General features: G+C 40.5%; 8 protein-coding genes. 5 read left to right on the top strand and 3 right to left on the bottom strand.

The genetic code is table 11. The features are described 5' to 3' along the window. Nucleotides 1–103 precede the first annotated feature (103 nt). Together A3K93_RS01695 and A3K93_RS01690 are read right to left on the bottom strand one after the other, a co-directional pair. Nucleotides 104–2161, bottom strand: coding sequence for a bifunctional diguanylate cyclase/phosphodiesterase (locus tag A3K93_RS01695; RefSeq protein ID WP_067728354.1), 2058 nt, complete (start codon nt 2159–2161; stop codon nt 104–106). Between the two features lie 437 nt (nt 2162–2598). Next, nucleotides 2599–4788: a carboxy terminal-processing peptidase gene (locus A3K93_RS01690; protein WP_067728351.1), complete on the bottom strand. Its 2190-nt coding sequence runs from the start codon at nt 4786–4788 to the stop codon at nt 2599–2601. Between the two features lie 199 nt (nt 4789–4987). On the opposite strand from A3K93_RS01690, the gene nagZ reads away from it, so the two are divergent. Both nagZ and A3K93_RS01680 read left to right on the top strand, forming a co-directional pair. Then, nucleotides 4988–6010, top strand: a complete 1023-nt coding sequence (nagZ, locus tag A3K93_RS01685) for a beta-N-acetylhexosaminidase (protein ID WP_067728349.1) — start codon at nt 4988–4990, stop codon at nt 6008–6010. Between the two features lie 104 nt (nt 6011–6114). Next, a complete protein-coding gene (locus tag A3K93_RS01680) occupies nt 6115–6969 on the top strand; it encodes a class I SAM-dependent methyltransferase (RefSeq protein ID WP_067728347.1) in 855 nt (284 codons plus the stop codon). A gap of 20 nt (nt 6970–6989) precedes the next feature. Here A3K93_RS01680 and A3K93_RS01675 read toward each other — a convergent pair whose 3' ends face one another. Next, nucleotides 6990–8327: an alpha/beta fold hydrolase gene (locus A3K93_RS01675; protein ID WP_067728345.1), complete on the bottom strand. Its 1338-nt coding sequence runs from the start codon at nt 8325–8327 to the stop codon at nt 6990–6992. Between the two features lie 328 nt (nt 8328–8655). On the opposite strand from A3K93_RS01675, the gene A3K93_RS01670 reads away from it, so the two are divergent. The 3 genes from A3K93_RS01670 to pta all read left to right on the top strand — a co-directional run bounded on the left by A3K93_RS01670 (nt 8656) and on the right by pta (nt 13790). Beyond that, nucleotides 8656–9921 (top strand): glutamate-5-semialdehyde dehydrogenase, encoded by a 1266-nt coding sequence (locus A3K93_RS01670; RefSeq protein ID WP_067728343.1) that lies wholly within the window; start codon nt 8656–8658, stop codon nt 9919–9921. Nucleotides 9922–10380: 459 nt separating this feature from the next. Beyond that, nucleotides 10381–11598, top strand: a complete 1218-nt coding sequence (locus A3K93_RS01665) for an acetate/propionate family kinase (RefSeq protein WP_067728341.1) — start codon at nt 10381–10383, stop codon at nt 11596–11598. Nucleotides 11599–11648: 50 nt separating this feature from the next. Then, entirely contained in the window at nt 11649–13790 is a 2142-nt protein-coding gene (gene pta / locus A3K93_RS01660) for a phosphate acetyltransferase (protein ID WP_067728339.1), read from the top strand. The last annotated feature ends 689 nt before the right edge of the window (nt 13791–14479 follow it).

The following is a 14479-nucleotide window of genomic DNA, read 5'->3' as shown; positions in this document are numbered from 1 at the left end:
AGCAAGAATGCCTTTTAAGCTGCATCTGTATGACTGAATTACTCATGAATTTAGAATAAAAAAGCACAGTATAAACTGTGCTTTTTGATCGAGCTTTTGCTACTTAAGAGACAAAAATTTGCGATTCAAGTTGCTCAATATCCATTGGACGCCCCAATAAATAACCTTGTAATTGCTGACAACCTAGTCGTGTCAAAATATCTGCCTGTAACTGGGTTTCAACGCCTTCTGCTGTCACTTTAAGGCCTAAATTGATTGCCAAGTGAATAATACTTTCCAGAATCATTTCTTCTTTCGAGCCAGAAGTTAGATCTTCAATAAACTCTTTATCAATTTTGAGTTCATCAACAGGGAGATTTTTCAAATAAAGGAAACTTGAATGCCCCGTACCAAAATCATCAATCGCAAGCTGAATCCCCATATCACGTAAGCGTTCTAAGTTACGTACACTCGATTCAATGTGATGCATAGCCGTTGATTCAGTAATCTCAATCATCAAGTGATGTGGATGAATTTTATATTTATCAAATAAGTCTTCTAAAATTTTAAACAGATGTTTATGTTCAAATTGGACTGCAGATAAATTCACAGCAATTGGGAATGGACCATCGCCTTCACGTTCCCAAATTTGAATTTGTTTGCACGCTTGTTCAAGTGCCCAATACCCCATCTGAATTATCAGGCCTGTTTTCTCTGCACCTCGAATAAACATATTCGGCGCAAGTAAGCCCATCACAGGATGACGCCAACGAATCAGCGCTTCAACCCCACAAATTTGTCGATCTGATGTAGTAAATTTAGGTTGATAATAGAGTACAAATTGCTGCTCTTCGACCGCTTTATAAAGATCATTAATCAGTTTGGTCTGGCTCTTAGACTCATGCTGATCCTCAGTGAAATTAAAGACCGAGTAGGTATTTCGACCTTGGTGTTTCGAGGTCAGCATTGCAGCATCTGCATTGATCATCAAGTCTTGAACATTGTTACCATGTTCAGGATACATCGCAATCCCAATACTTCCTGAAATATTGATGGCTTTGCCTGCAATAAGAAAGCTGTCTTGAATCAAATCTAAAATATGTTCAGCAATATCGGATGCCTTTTCAACAGTGGCTTTTTCTAAGACCATTAAAAATTCATCACCACCAATACGAAGCAGTTTTGAATAGTCATCGAGTAAACCATGAATACGGTTTGCCAGTTGAATTAAAAGTTGATCACCCACATGGTGACCAAAGACGTCATTGACTGCTTTAAAGCGGTCTAAATCAATATATAAGAATGCAATTTTGTCTTGATTATAACGATGATCAGCAAATAAGAAATGTGCATATTCCGTGAGGAACATGCGATTTGGCAATTTGGTTAAGTTATCTTGTACCGCTAAGTTTGCCAGTTCTTTATTGGCTTTAGACAATTGACGATTACGATGTTCAAGACGTTGTTCAAGCACAGCAACACTAAATGCAGCCACGAGAATCAAACAACTTACGAAAATAATGGCAAACAATAAATCATTTGAAATATTGCCATGGGCCATTTGGCTTTCATCGACCGCGTGGAAGGTCATGCCTGCCATACCGGTATAATGCATACCCGCAATGGTCATGGTGAGCATTAAGGCAATTGCCGCTTTAATCCAGAAATTGTGGCGCGTGATGTTCCTATTTTTAAAGGACATCCAAAACGTTAAACCAGCTCCACTAATTGCGATTAATACCGAACAAATGGTCATCACTGGGTCATAGCTTACCGAATGTGACTTTAAGACCATCCCCATCATGCCCGTATAGTGCATACCTGAGATTCCAAGTCCCATCAGTACAGCACCGAGTACAAGTCGAGCAAATGGCAGTGTTGGTCGTGTGGTAAGCCAAACAGCAAATGTAGATGCAATAAAAGCAATGATATAGGAAGTAAAGGTAAGACCAACGTCAAAATGATATTCTGTAGGAATATGACTGGCAGTCATCCCTACAAAGTGCATACACCAAATAGACAAGCCTAGAATGATGCCGCTTGCAACCAAGATGAGTTTTTCATACTTCGGTCGGTTGCCTCGGAACAACATTTGTTCAATAGAAACTGCAAAAAAGCAGGTCACTAAAGCAACAACGATTGAACCTATAACTAGACTGAAATCATAATGGATATGAATCATAAATATGTTCCGTAGAGGCCTTTTTATACGATAAAAAAGACCCAGCTGCTTTGGGACAATACTGTTTTAAAATACTGTCAAGATCATAATCTTCTACATCACCCTTACCTTTTTCTTAGATCTTATCTGCAAAAAAGCAGATAACTTTTTAATCAAGTTTTACCGATAATGAATAGATTAAGTTCTCTTCAAGAACACAGCGCACAAATAATAAAAATATGACTTATATATTATGATTCTTTTCAATTTTAGCAAATCTTAATACTTGTCAAATCTGCCCAATAATTAGATATACATCACAGCTTTCAAGGCTTACATAACACAGCTAACACTTTAAACAGATGCAATTAAACTTTTATTTACGGTTATAAAACAAATAAAAAAAATCAGCCTGTATAAACAGACTGATTTTTGAATCATTCAAATTAATTCTATGATTATTTTGAGTTAGTTTTCAGAATTGAATAATCTAAAAGCACATTTGCTGCCTCTTTAACAAAGGCTTCATCTTCAGGCAACGCTGGGCGATCTTTTGCTTTCATTTTCGCTCGAGATTCAATCAATGCATCCATAGCCGCCTGATAACTTTCCCAATTCGCATAAGGTTTTAAACCTGTTGCTGCTCGGCGTAAGTTTTCAGCTTCAAGTGTTTTACGTTCAATCTCCAATAATTCAGCTTTACGCTGAGTTAAATCCAAGACCGCACGCTTTTTATCTTCCGCTTTTTTCATCAATGAAGTACGTGATTCTAAATATTTAAATTGAGGATCAAGACTCACACGTGTCGTCGATGACTTGATGAGATCAGGCACATATTTTTGCACCTCACCTTCACGTTTGAATGGCGCAGTTGGAATGGTATCCCACTTCAACGCATTCTTTGCTTTACGTTCACCAAACTCGTCATTGTAAATGTCGACTAGCTTAATGTCTGGAATCACGCCTTTGTTCTGGGTACTACCACCGGTCACACGATAGAACTTACGCTGAGTCAGTGTTGCCTGACCATAAGCTAAGGAATCAAGTTGAACCTGTGCCGTCCCTTTACCCGTCGTTGTACTCCCAATCACGATACCTCGTTCATAATCCTGAATCGCAGCAGAATAAATTTCACTTGCTGATGCAGAAGCCAAGTTAATCATCACTGCCAATGGGCCATCGTAAGTTTGCGCACCACCGTCATCATCTTCAAAGACGCTGACATTACCATTGCCATCACGAATCTGTACCACAGGACCTGACTTAATCACTTGACCTAGCATACGAGCAACTTCTTCAAGTGAACCACCTGGATTATTACGTAAATCGACAATAATCCCGGCAACATTTTGTGCCGATAAAGATTTCAGTGCCTTATTGGTATCTTCAGACACCGAGCGATAATCTGTACCTGCACGGCGCGCGCGATAATTTAAATAGAATGATGGGATTTCAATCACACCATATTTATATGTTTTACCATCACGTTCGATATCAACAGTACGGCTGCGTACACCGGCATCTTCTTCTTGAATCACATCACGGGTAATGGTGACATTACGTGCTTGTCCTAAAGAGGCACCAGCTCCGAGCAATCGAATCGTCACTTTTGTACCGCGTTTACCACGAATCAAACCGACGATTTCATTACTTGGCCAGCCAATCACATCCACCATTTTTTCGCCATCTTGCGCGACACCAATGATGCGATCACCTGATTTGACTTGACCTGTTTTACTTGCAGGTCCACCTTCGACAATGGTTTCAATCTTGGTGTAATCTTCGTTGCCACGTTCAGGACGAATCGACACCCCAATGCCTTCTAATTGCAAGGTCGTTTGACGATTCAGCTCCATCGCATCCACAGGTGGGAAATAGTTACTATGTGGATCGTAAGTGAGCATCATCGCGTTTAAGGTTTTATCGAGGACATCATCACTCTTTAAACGGTTTAAACGTTCTAATTGACGTGTATAACGCTTCGTCAAAGTTTGCTCAGGCGTTAGATCTTCTGGACCTGCCAAGTCTTGACCATTGGCCAATTCTGGATTGTCTTTAAGTGCTTTTTGCTTGGCTTTCTCTTCTTCTTTGCTGATAGTCAAGTTAATCAGCTGTGAAACCAGCATCTTGTTCCAATGCTCGCGCTGTTCCGCTGCATTTTTGAAAAACGGCGCTTTTTCACGATCAGTATCGATATAGACATTTGCCTGATGTAAATTCTGCGGCTTTTTCAGCTCTTCAAGCATATAACTGTAGAACTGCTTTAAACGCTCACGATATTGTGCATGGATCTCGAATGGACCAGACAAGTTGCCCGACTTCAAGTTTGTACCGAAGTTACTCCCGAAACGTTTTTTATAATCTTCAAGCTCAGGTGCAAGGAATAAAGTATGTTCAGGGTCTAAACTATCAATATAAAAATCGAAAATACGTTGTGAGGTTGCAGCATCAAGACGTTGATTTAAATAATGCTGACGATCGACAAGAGTTGCTAATTGACGCGAAACCAATGCTTGTTCTTGAGATGGCTGAATCGCAGTATTCACCACTGCAGCTTTGTCTGCTGCGATTGCATCATTAACTACGTGGGTGAAAAATAAGCCGCCTGTGGCAATCGCAACTGCACAAGCTAATGTTTGAAGTTTCATAAATAATTCGTACTTCCTTGGTCTTTTAACCAATTTAACTGTGTCGTTTTTCGATCAGAATTTAAGAGATTCAATATCTTAAACAACTTAATATGTTTATATCGTGTAGTTTTATCATATTCTGTGCTACCAAAGTGTAGCAAATCATTGCAAAATTCAGGTATTGTTTTTCCCGAAAATTCTAAGACGGACTCCGCATATGATTGGCGCATTGATGCTCGACATCGCAGGCACAACACTTACACAAGAAGATATTGAACTATTAGCGGCTCCGCAAGTCGGTGGCGTGATTTTATTTGGTCGCAATATCGAGTCGCCTGCTCAAGTACGCGCACTGACCAACCATATGCGTCAGATTCGTCCTGACATTTTAATTGCAGTTGACCAAGAAGGTGGGCGTGTCCAACGCCTGAAACAAGGCTTTACCTTGCTGCCAGCGATGGGGCGTTTTGGTGAGCTCTACCAACAAGATCAAGCCCGAGCTTTAGATTTAGCTGAAAAATGTGGTTGGTTAATGGCAAGCGAAGTCTTAGCTGTCGGTATTGACTTTAGTTTCGCGCCTGTACTGGATTTAAATGATATTAGCGATGTGATCGGTGACCGAAGTTTTGCCACCAATATTCAGGATATTATTCTATTAGCCAGTGCCTTTTTAAAAGGCATGAAACGTGCAGGTATGGCATCTACAGGCAAACATTTCCCAGGTCATGGTTCAGTCAAAGCTGATTCTCATGTTGCCGCAGCGGTAGATTCACGCAGTCTAGACGAAATTCGTCAAAAAGACATGCAGACCTTTATTCAGTTGCAAAGTCAACTTGATGCACTGATGCCTGCACACGTGATCTATGATCAAGTCGATCCAAACCCTGCGGGCTTCTCTAAATTTTGGATTCAGGACATTTTACGCAAAGAACTTGGTTTTGACGGCGTACTGTTTTCTGATGATCTCAGCATGCAAGCGGCATGTGTTGCAGGTGGTGCTGATGCACGTATTCAGGCTGCGCTTAAAGCTGGATGTGATATGGGCTTAGTTTGCAATGACCGTGCTGCACAATGTGTAGCATTAACAGGTATTCAAGATCTTCCTCTACCGAATCAAGAACGTCTAGAACGTATGCGCGGTCAAATCCCTGAATTAACCATTACCGCTGACTTAAATTTAGGTGTTGAGTGGCAAAGTATCCGCGATAAGATTTTGGCATTTCGAAATGAATTGAATTAAATCATTTGTTTATCTGAATTTAAAAAAGGAACACGACAAGGTGTTCCTTTTTTATTAAGATATCTTTTGTACTATGAAGAAAACAACAATAAGGTCAGGATGACATGACACAACAACTTTCACAGCATCGACATATCTCATTTACCGCTCACTATACCGGTTATATCTGGTACAAAATGGGGATTTCCCATCCTGTATTTGCCACATCCAAAGGTAAATTTCTTGCCAAACTCGTTCATCCTCTTGAGTCTTGGGCAGAAAAAAATGTCGGTGGCAGCATGCGCACCACATTAAAACAACGTCATCAAATGATTGATGAACATTTAAGTGAATTAATTGAAACTCACCCTGATTTACAGGTGCTCGAAATTGCTTGTGGTTTGTCTCCTCGGAGTTGGAATTTCCGCCAGAAATATCCTGAGATTAATTATCGAGAACTCGACCTGCCCGATATGGCAAAGACCAAAACACATGCCTTAAAAATGATTGATGAATCCTCCCCTGAAGTGCTAACAGGAGATATTTTTAGTGAGGAATTGGCTCAAGTCTTTGCAGTGTTCGACCCGTCTAAGCCTTTAGTGATTATTAGTGAAGGTCTCATTAACTACTTTAATTTAGCGATGCTTGAAACTTTACTGAAAGGGATTAATCAATACGGCAGTCAATTTAGTGAATTACATTACTTAAGCGATATCTATCCTGAGCCTGTCAAAAATCGTTTGGCAAACTTTATCTGGACCTGTAGTAAATTACTAAAATTTATGTCACGAAGTGCGTTTACTTTTCACTTCCAATCCCCTCAAGAATTGAAAGACTTTTTTCAAAATACAGGTTTTCAAATTGTAGAGGTTAAGCAACCCAAACTTTATTTTTCTGAGCAACCTTACTCAAAAACGGAGGAGCACCTCGGTGATTTAGTTTGGATGATTCATGCCGCGAAAAAAAACAGCGTCTCTTGACGCTGTTTTTTTGAATCCAATTAAATAGCTTCAACAAGTTGACCCGCATTCAATAAAGCTTTTTGTAGTTCGACAAAGCGACCTAATCGCTCCGCAATTTCAAAGCTGCCATGTTTAAACAAAGCACGCACCTGATGATGATTATGTTCAAAGATCAAACATTCAATCTTAAATTCACCCTGCTCATCTTCTAGATGCAATGCCATATCCCGTGGATATTCGGCAGCACGTTCTGCATCACCCGCATTCATCTCAAGCAATACACCAAAGAAGTTAATATCCACAATGGTCGATGGCAAGATAAGATCAGAATGACGATGTGATAAGAAACGCTCTGGATCTTGAACTGGAATTCGCTCTTCACCACGACGTTCAATCTGCTGCATTTGCTCACGAGTAAATGGAATAATGCCCTCTAATTGATCGACAGGTTCATCACGTAAGAAAGTCGCAAATAAATGCATCGTTTCTTTACGGCGTTGCAACTGAGGGACATGATCCGCATTGGCAATTTGTACATACTGCATGTCTGGGCATTGCAACGCGAAATTTGCATTTTCATGCGGCAAAGTAAAACTGTCATACTGACCACATGCCACGAGTACCTTACACTTCGGAATAGGAACATTGGTCAAGCGTAATAGACGTGTACAATTCACCTCATAACGGTCTTGTTCAACCGTTGAAAACTCAGCCATTTGCTTAAAGAACAAACGTTTCGCAGTCGGTGACATACGAGTATCTTTCAAGCGTGCATGATTGACCAAATATAAAATCACGGCTTGGCCAAATTCATCCATACGCCCTTCCCGCATCAGCGCAATAGATTCTTCTAATAGCATCCGCCAACTTTTACGGGTCTTTTGCATCACACCCATTAAAATCAAACGGTCTACCAATTCAGGACGCTCATCGGCAAGGCAAGATGCCACTACCGAACCTAAGGACATCCCCAACACAGAAACCTTCGGCAATTGCATCATTTCCAGCCATTTTCCTAGCATCGATGCAATATCTTCAAGTTCTAAAGAACCTGCTGAAACCCCTGTTTCTGCATTCTTGATTTGTTGATTGGCCCCCATAGACGGCATATCAATCAGAATGATAGGACCTGCATCAAACAATTGTTCAACGCAGTACTTATAAGAGTTAAAGTTTTGGAATGCCCCACCAATGATCACCATCGGACGCATGTGTAGTGTATCTGGACGTGCGATCGCCATATACTCAATTTTCCAACCCTCGATCCATGTTGTCCGAACAGGTTGTTTAAAGCTATTTCTATCGTATAGATCAAAAAAACTGTGGTGGTCTTGTTGGTCGAGCGTGTGGTAGTCCATTTGGATAATGGAATTCATATTCCTTTCCTCCATCCTTACTTGTTTTTATTATGCAAGGAATGTTTTTGAGAGCTTCATGACTTAGTTTTTATCAGCCACCCAAGTCAATGTTTCCTGCTCATTATTCGTTATTCATATGTGACATCATTGTCGCTTGTTTCATTCTATACAGAGGGACATTTAACAAGCAACTGATTCAACAACCACTTATCTGCTTTTAAGTAGAAAACAATTTCAAAATGTTTTTTTGCCATGTAGGAATATGGATCATTTTTAGTCTTTGGGGTTCATTGTGTTGGCGTAGACTGTTAATATCAAGAGGAAATTTCTAAGTGATCAAACCGCTATGCAAGAGTCTATTGAACAATATATGCAAACGGTAGGACAACAAGCACGTCAAGCATCTCGTGTATTGGCTCGCGCGTCTACCCAAACTAAAAACAATGCATTGTCAGCTATTTATACAGCTTTAGAAAATAGCCAAGCTGAAATTTTAGCTGCCAACCAAATTGATATGAATAAAGCACATCAAAACAATTTGGATAGTGCCCTGCTTGATCGCTTAGAACTTACCCCCGCACGTTTTAAAGGCATGCTGGATGGCTTAAAAGATGTCATCAGCTTAAAAGATCCGATTGGTGAAATCACTGATATGGCGTATCGCCCGACAGGTATCCAGCTTGGTAAGATGCGTGTACCTTTAGGCGTGGTCGGTATGATTTACGAATCACGCCCAAATGTAACTTTAGAAGCGGCATCTCTTGCGCTTAAATCAGGAAATGCCATTATCCTGCGTGGTGGTTCTGAAGCACTTGAATCTAACAAAGCGATTGCCACTGCCATTCAACATGCACTTAAGGTATCAGGTTTACCAGAAGCTGCTGTGCAAGTGGTTCAAACGGCAGACCGCGCTGCTGTCGGTCAACTTATCACGATGCCTGAATATGTCGATGTGATTGTGCCTCGTGGCGGTAAAGGTTTGATTGAACGCATTACCAATGATGCGCGTGTACCTGTGATTAAGCATTTGGATGGTAATTGTCATGTCTTTGTAGAAGCACAAGCGGACTTACAAAAAGCATTGCCAATTGCCTTAAATGCAAAAACGCATCGTTATGGCGTATGTAATGCCATGGAAACCTTATTGGTTGATGAAAAAGTCGCTAGCGAGTTCCTTCCTCTTGTTGCTGAACTCTATAAAGAAAAGCAAGTTGAATTACGTGGCTGCCCTCAAGTGCGCGCTATTTTAGGTAACAGTGTAGTTTCGGCTTCTGAAGAAGATTGGTACGAAGAATACCTTGGTCCAATTTTGGCAGTAAAAGTGGTTTCTGGTGTTGAAGAAGCGATTGAACATATTAATAAATATGGCTCACATCATACCGATTCAATTATTACTGAAAACTACAGCATTGCGCGCGAGTTCTTGGCAGGCGTCGATTCAAGCTCTGTGATGGTGAATGCATCAACGCGTTTTGCCGATGGTTTTGAATATGGCTTAGGTGCAGAAATCGGAATCTCAACCGATAAAATCCATGCACGTGGCCCTGTCGGCTTAGAAGGTCTGACTTCTCAAAAATGGGTTGTCTTTGGTGATGGTCAAATTCGCCAGTAATACTCAATCATTTGTTTTTTATAAGCCCTGTTCGCAGGGCTTATTTACGTATAATGTAAAAATAAAATCTAATTTGCTAGAAATGAACCCCATGGTTCATTTTTGATTTAGAGATCTGTAGCATTTTGTTGGCTGTGCTCGGATTTAAAATTTAAATTGCTTAAAATAAAAACATTGTTTATTTATTCATCAAAAAAGATTTTATCTCTGCTATAACTGTAAAAATGCAGTGTGACACTCGGTATTATTTTTTTAATAAATGAAAACGATTAACTCATAAATTCTAGATATTATGAGTACTCGGGTCGATAGTCCTTAAGTCTAATCACCTAAAGTCTATCTATGAGCAAAAAAAAGCCCATGTTACAACTGCAGCACTGGTCTTAATTGCATTGCCATCGCAAACAAGCAGATCAATAAGATGGATGAGAATTTTAATTAGAAATTGGGTAAAAAATCGTGTCTAAATCAGTATTAGTTATCAATTGTGGTTCTTCTTCAATCAAGTTTGCACTTTTACTTGAAGAGCAAGATTTTCGTATTCATGGTTTAGCTGAAAACTTAGGCACAGAAAACGCCCGTATCAAAGGGGTCACTGTTGGTAACGAACCTGTCGATATTCATATTCCATTTGCTGATCATAAAAAGGCTCTAGAAGTAGGCTTGGAACGTCTTGCCAACTACAAGCCCGATGCGATTGGTCACCGTGTTGTACATGGCGGTAGTTTAACCAAAGCAGAACTGATTGATGCTGAAATCATTGAAAAAATTCGTGAAGCAACGCCACTTGCACCGTTACATAACCCTGCACACTTAATTGGGATTGAAGCCACTCAACGTCTTTTCCCAGACTTACCTCAAGTTGCCGTATTTGATACTGCATTCCATCAAACTATGCCTGCACATGCCTATCGCTATGCAGTGCCAAAGTTTTTATACACTGAGCACAATGTGCGCCGTTACGGCTTCCACGGTACGAGCCATGCCTATGTTTCAGAGCGTGGTTCTGAGCTGGCGGGTAGCTTCAAAAAAGGTGGCTGGTTAGTGGCGCATTTGGGTAATGGTAGCTCAACTTGTGCCGTTTGGAATGGTCAAAGTGTAGATACTTCGATGGGACTCACACCACTAGAGGGCTTGGTGATGGGTACGCGTAGTGGTGATGTTGACCCAAGTATTCATAGTTTCTTAGCTGCTAATTTAGGCTGGGATATCTATAAAATTGACAAAATGCTCAATAGCCAATCCGGTTTACTCGGCTTGTCTGATTTATCTAATGATATGCGTACCTTGATTGAAGCATCTGAACAAGGCAATGAAGATGCTACGCTTGCTATTGAAGTGTTTTGCTATCGTTTAGCAAAATCTTTAGCAGCGCTCAGCTGTGGCCTACCTCAATTAGATGGTTTGTTCTTCACAGGTGGTATTGGGGAAAATTCAGCGTATATTCGTGAAAAAACTTTAGCTTACCTACCACACTTTGGCTTTAACCTAGATCAAAACATCAATAATCAGTTAAAGCGCGGTACTGAAGGTCGTATCGATGCAGGTACAGGTCCTCAAATTTGGGTGGTACCGACTGATGAAGAAGGTCGCATTGCCAAAGAAACTCAGCATGTTGTCGCTGAGATGGAGCAAGCTCTAACAAAAAAGTCTGAATTGGAAACAGCGCTTGCTTAAGCAGGCCTGATCTTGTTGTCCATTATTTTTATGATTGTGAAATTGACGCGATGAAAACGATTTTATTGGTTCCAACTGGGGAAGGCGTAGGTTTAACGTCTGCATGTTTAGGTTTAATTTACGCACTCGAATGTCAGGGCGTTAAAGCTGGCTTTTTAAAAGCCTTTTCACAAGAAACTACTGATGTAACAGACCGTACGACGGTACTCTATCAGCACGTGTCAAAAAGCCAAACCGTTGAGCCAATTTCCTATACAAAAGTTTTGCAACAACTGAGCCATGATGAACAAGATGAGTTGCTTGAAGATGCTGTGCGCTTACATCGTGAAATTGCCAAACAACATGATTTGATTATTGTTGAAGGTTTAGTGCCAAACGCACGCGATAATTTTGTTGATGATTTAAATACAGCACTTGCTCAAGCCTTAGATGCAAAAGTGATTTTGGTCAGTAATGCTGATATCCACAATCCTGTCTATACAGCGGATAAAGTTGAAAACCAAATCCGTAATTTTGGTGGTGCTTCATCAATTCGTTTGTCAGGTGTGTTGTTTATGCGCACCAAAGGTCTACCTGAGGAATCCGCTCAAATTCCGGTCACACTTGATCCGAATTTAAGTTTAACTGAGGAAACAAGTGCCTTTGTCGCAGAGATTCAAAAGACTCATGCACATATTGGTTCAGCACAGCTACCGATTATTGGCTTAGTTCCATTCAGTAAAACCCTCAGCGTGCCACGCATGACCGATTTAGCTGCGCACATTGCAGCTGAATGGATTAATGAAGGTGAAGCGAAACAGCGCCGTGTACAACACAGTAGCTTGATTTCAGCCAATATCGAACAAGAACTGCATAAGTTTATTGCGGGTGAACTGATCATCAGCGCATCTGACCGTATTGATGTCTTACTGGCAAGTAGCCTTGCAAGTAGCAATGGCATTCCGTTGGCAGGTTTAGTATTAACTGAATACCATCAACCGAGTCACTTGGTATTAGATTTCTGTCAGGCAGCGATTAAACAAGGCTTACCAATTTTACATACATCATTAAGTACCTTTGAAACTGCACAAAAGCTTGCCAATTTAAGCAATGAAATTCCAGTCGATGATATTGAACGTGCAGAACAGGTAACACGCTTTGTATCTAGCCATATTAATCCCGAATGGTTGACCCAAGTGTTAAATGGCTCTTATCAGACACGCTTATCCCCATCAGCCTTCCGTCATGAACTGGTACAAAAATCCATTGCCGCAAAAAAACGTATTGTGCTGCCTGAAGGTGATGAACCCCGTACCGTTCAAGCTGCTGCCATTTGTCAGTCACGTGGTATTGCACAGTGTGTTTTATTGGCAAAACCTGAAGCAGTGCATGAAGTGGCAAAAGCACGTGGAATTGAGTTACCGACAGATTTAGAAATTATTGATCCTGATTCCATTCGTGAACAATATGTCAGTCCGATGGTTGAACTGCGCAAAGGTAAACTCAACGAACTTCAAGCCAAAGAGCAACTTCAGGATACGGTAGTGCTTGGTACGATGATGTTGGCGTTAGATCAAGTCGATGGCTTGGTATCTGGAGCAGTTCACACCACAGCCAATACGGTACGCCCTGCTTTCCAGCTGATTAAAACCGCACCTGATTACTCATTGGTGTCTTCAGTGTTCTTTATGCTGTTGCCAGATGAAGTCTATGTCTACGGTGACTGTGCGATTAACCCTGACCCTGATGCAGCGCAATTGGCTGAAATTGCGATTCAATCTGCCGACTCTGCTAAAGCCTTTGGCATCGATCCTCGTATTGCTATGATTTCTTATTCAACTGGAACATCAGGTACAGGCGCAGATGTTGAGAAAGTTGCCGAAGCGACCCGTATTGCTCAAGAACGTCGTCCTGATTTACTGATTGATGGCCCACTGCAATACGATGCGGCATCGGTTGAAAGTGTAGGTCGTCAAAAAGCCCCTGATTCAGATGTTGCAGGTCGTGCCAATGTGTTTATTTTCCCTGATTTGAACACAGGTAATACCACTTACAAAGCGGTACAACGTGCAGCCAATGTAGTGAGTGTGGGTCCAATGTTGCAAGGTTTAAATAAACCGGTAAATGACCTGTCACGCGGTGCGTTGGTCGATGATATTGTCTTTACTATTGCATTAACCGCGATTCAGGCAGAACAACAAAGTTCAAATTAAAATCGTCTCAAATCAAAAAACCATCTCTTACAGATGGTTTTTTATTTTATCGTGAATTTTTTGATTAGGGAGGAAAACAGCTCTCTAACGGAACACAGGGATGAATCGGAATAGGAGCGACTTCCTTAGAGTCTAAGGACTGCTCTTGTTGGTCTTGGCAACTTTTTTGATCACAGGGTTGTTCAGGATAGGATGGAATAGACGAAGCAGCAGAAGCGTATGAGAATATACTTAAAGTCATAATCATCAAAAAATAGTATGGACGCATGAGACACATCCTTTTTTGAATAGGATTATTAAAAGTATAAATCTGGGATGCTTGGGATCAAGGCAGAAGATATTTTATTGTATGGGGAAAATGTAATTATTATGGAAGAAGAAATTTAGATAGGCATAAAAAAAGAAGATAAAGCGTTAGGCTTGATCTTCTTGTTGACCGTAGAACCAAGTAGCTGCGATAAACATAGAAAAACCAATAACTGATGCAACGACTGTAATCATAAAAACATACTCAAGTTTCGATGAGTGCATTATGCGAAAGTTTTATGACAGTTATATGACAATATAAAATTCATTGTAATATTTAATATAAATATAATTTTCAATAACTTAATAAATATTTAGATAAAAAATAAACCTGTAATATATGAAATATGACAGCGTATATGACGCTTTTCTTGTCATATATG

The organism is Acinetobacter sp. NCu2D-2 (assembly GCF_001647675.1).
GTDB lineage: Bacteria > Pseudomonadota > Gammaproteobacteria > Pseudomonadales > Moraxellaceae > Acinetobacter.
The sequence above is the reverse complement of the archived record's forward strand: the minus strand, read 5'-3'. Positions and strand labels throughout refer to the sequence as shown.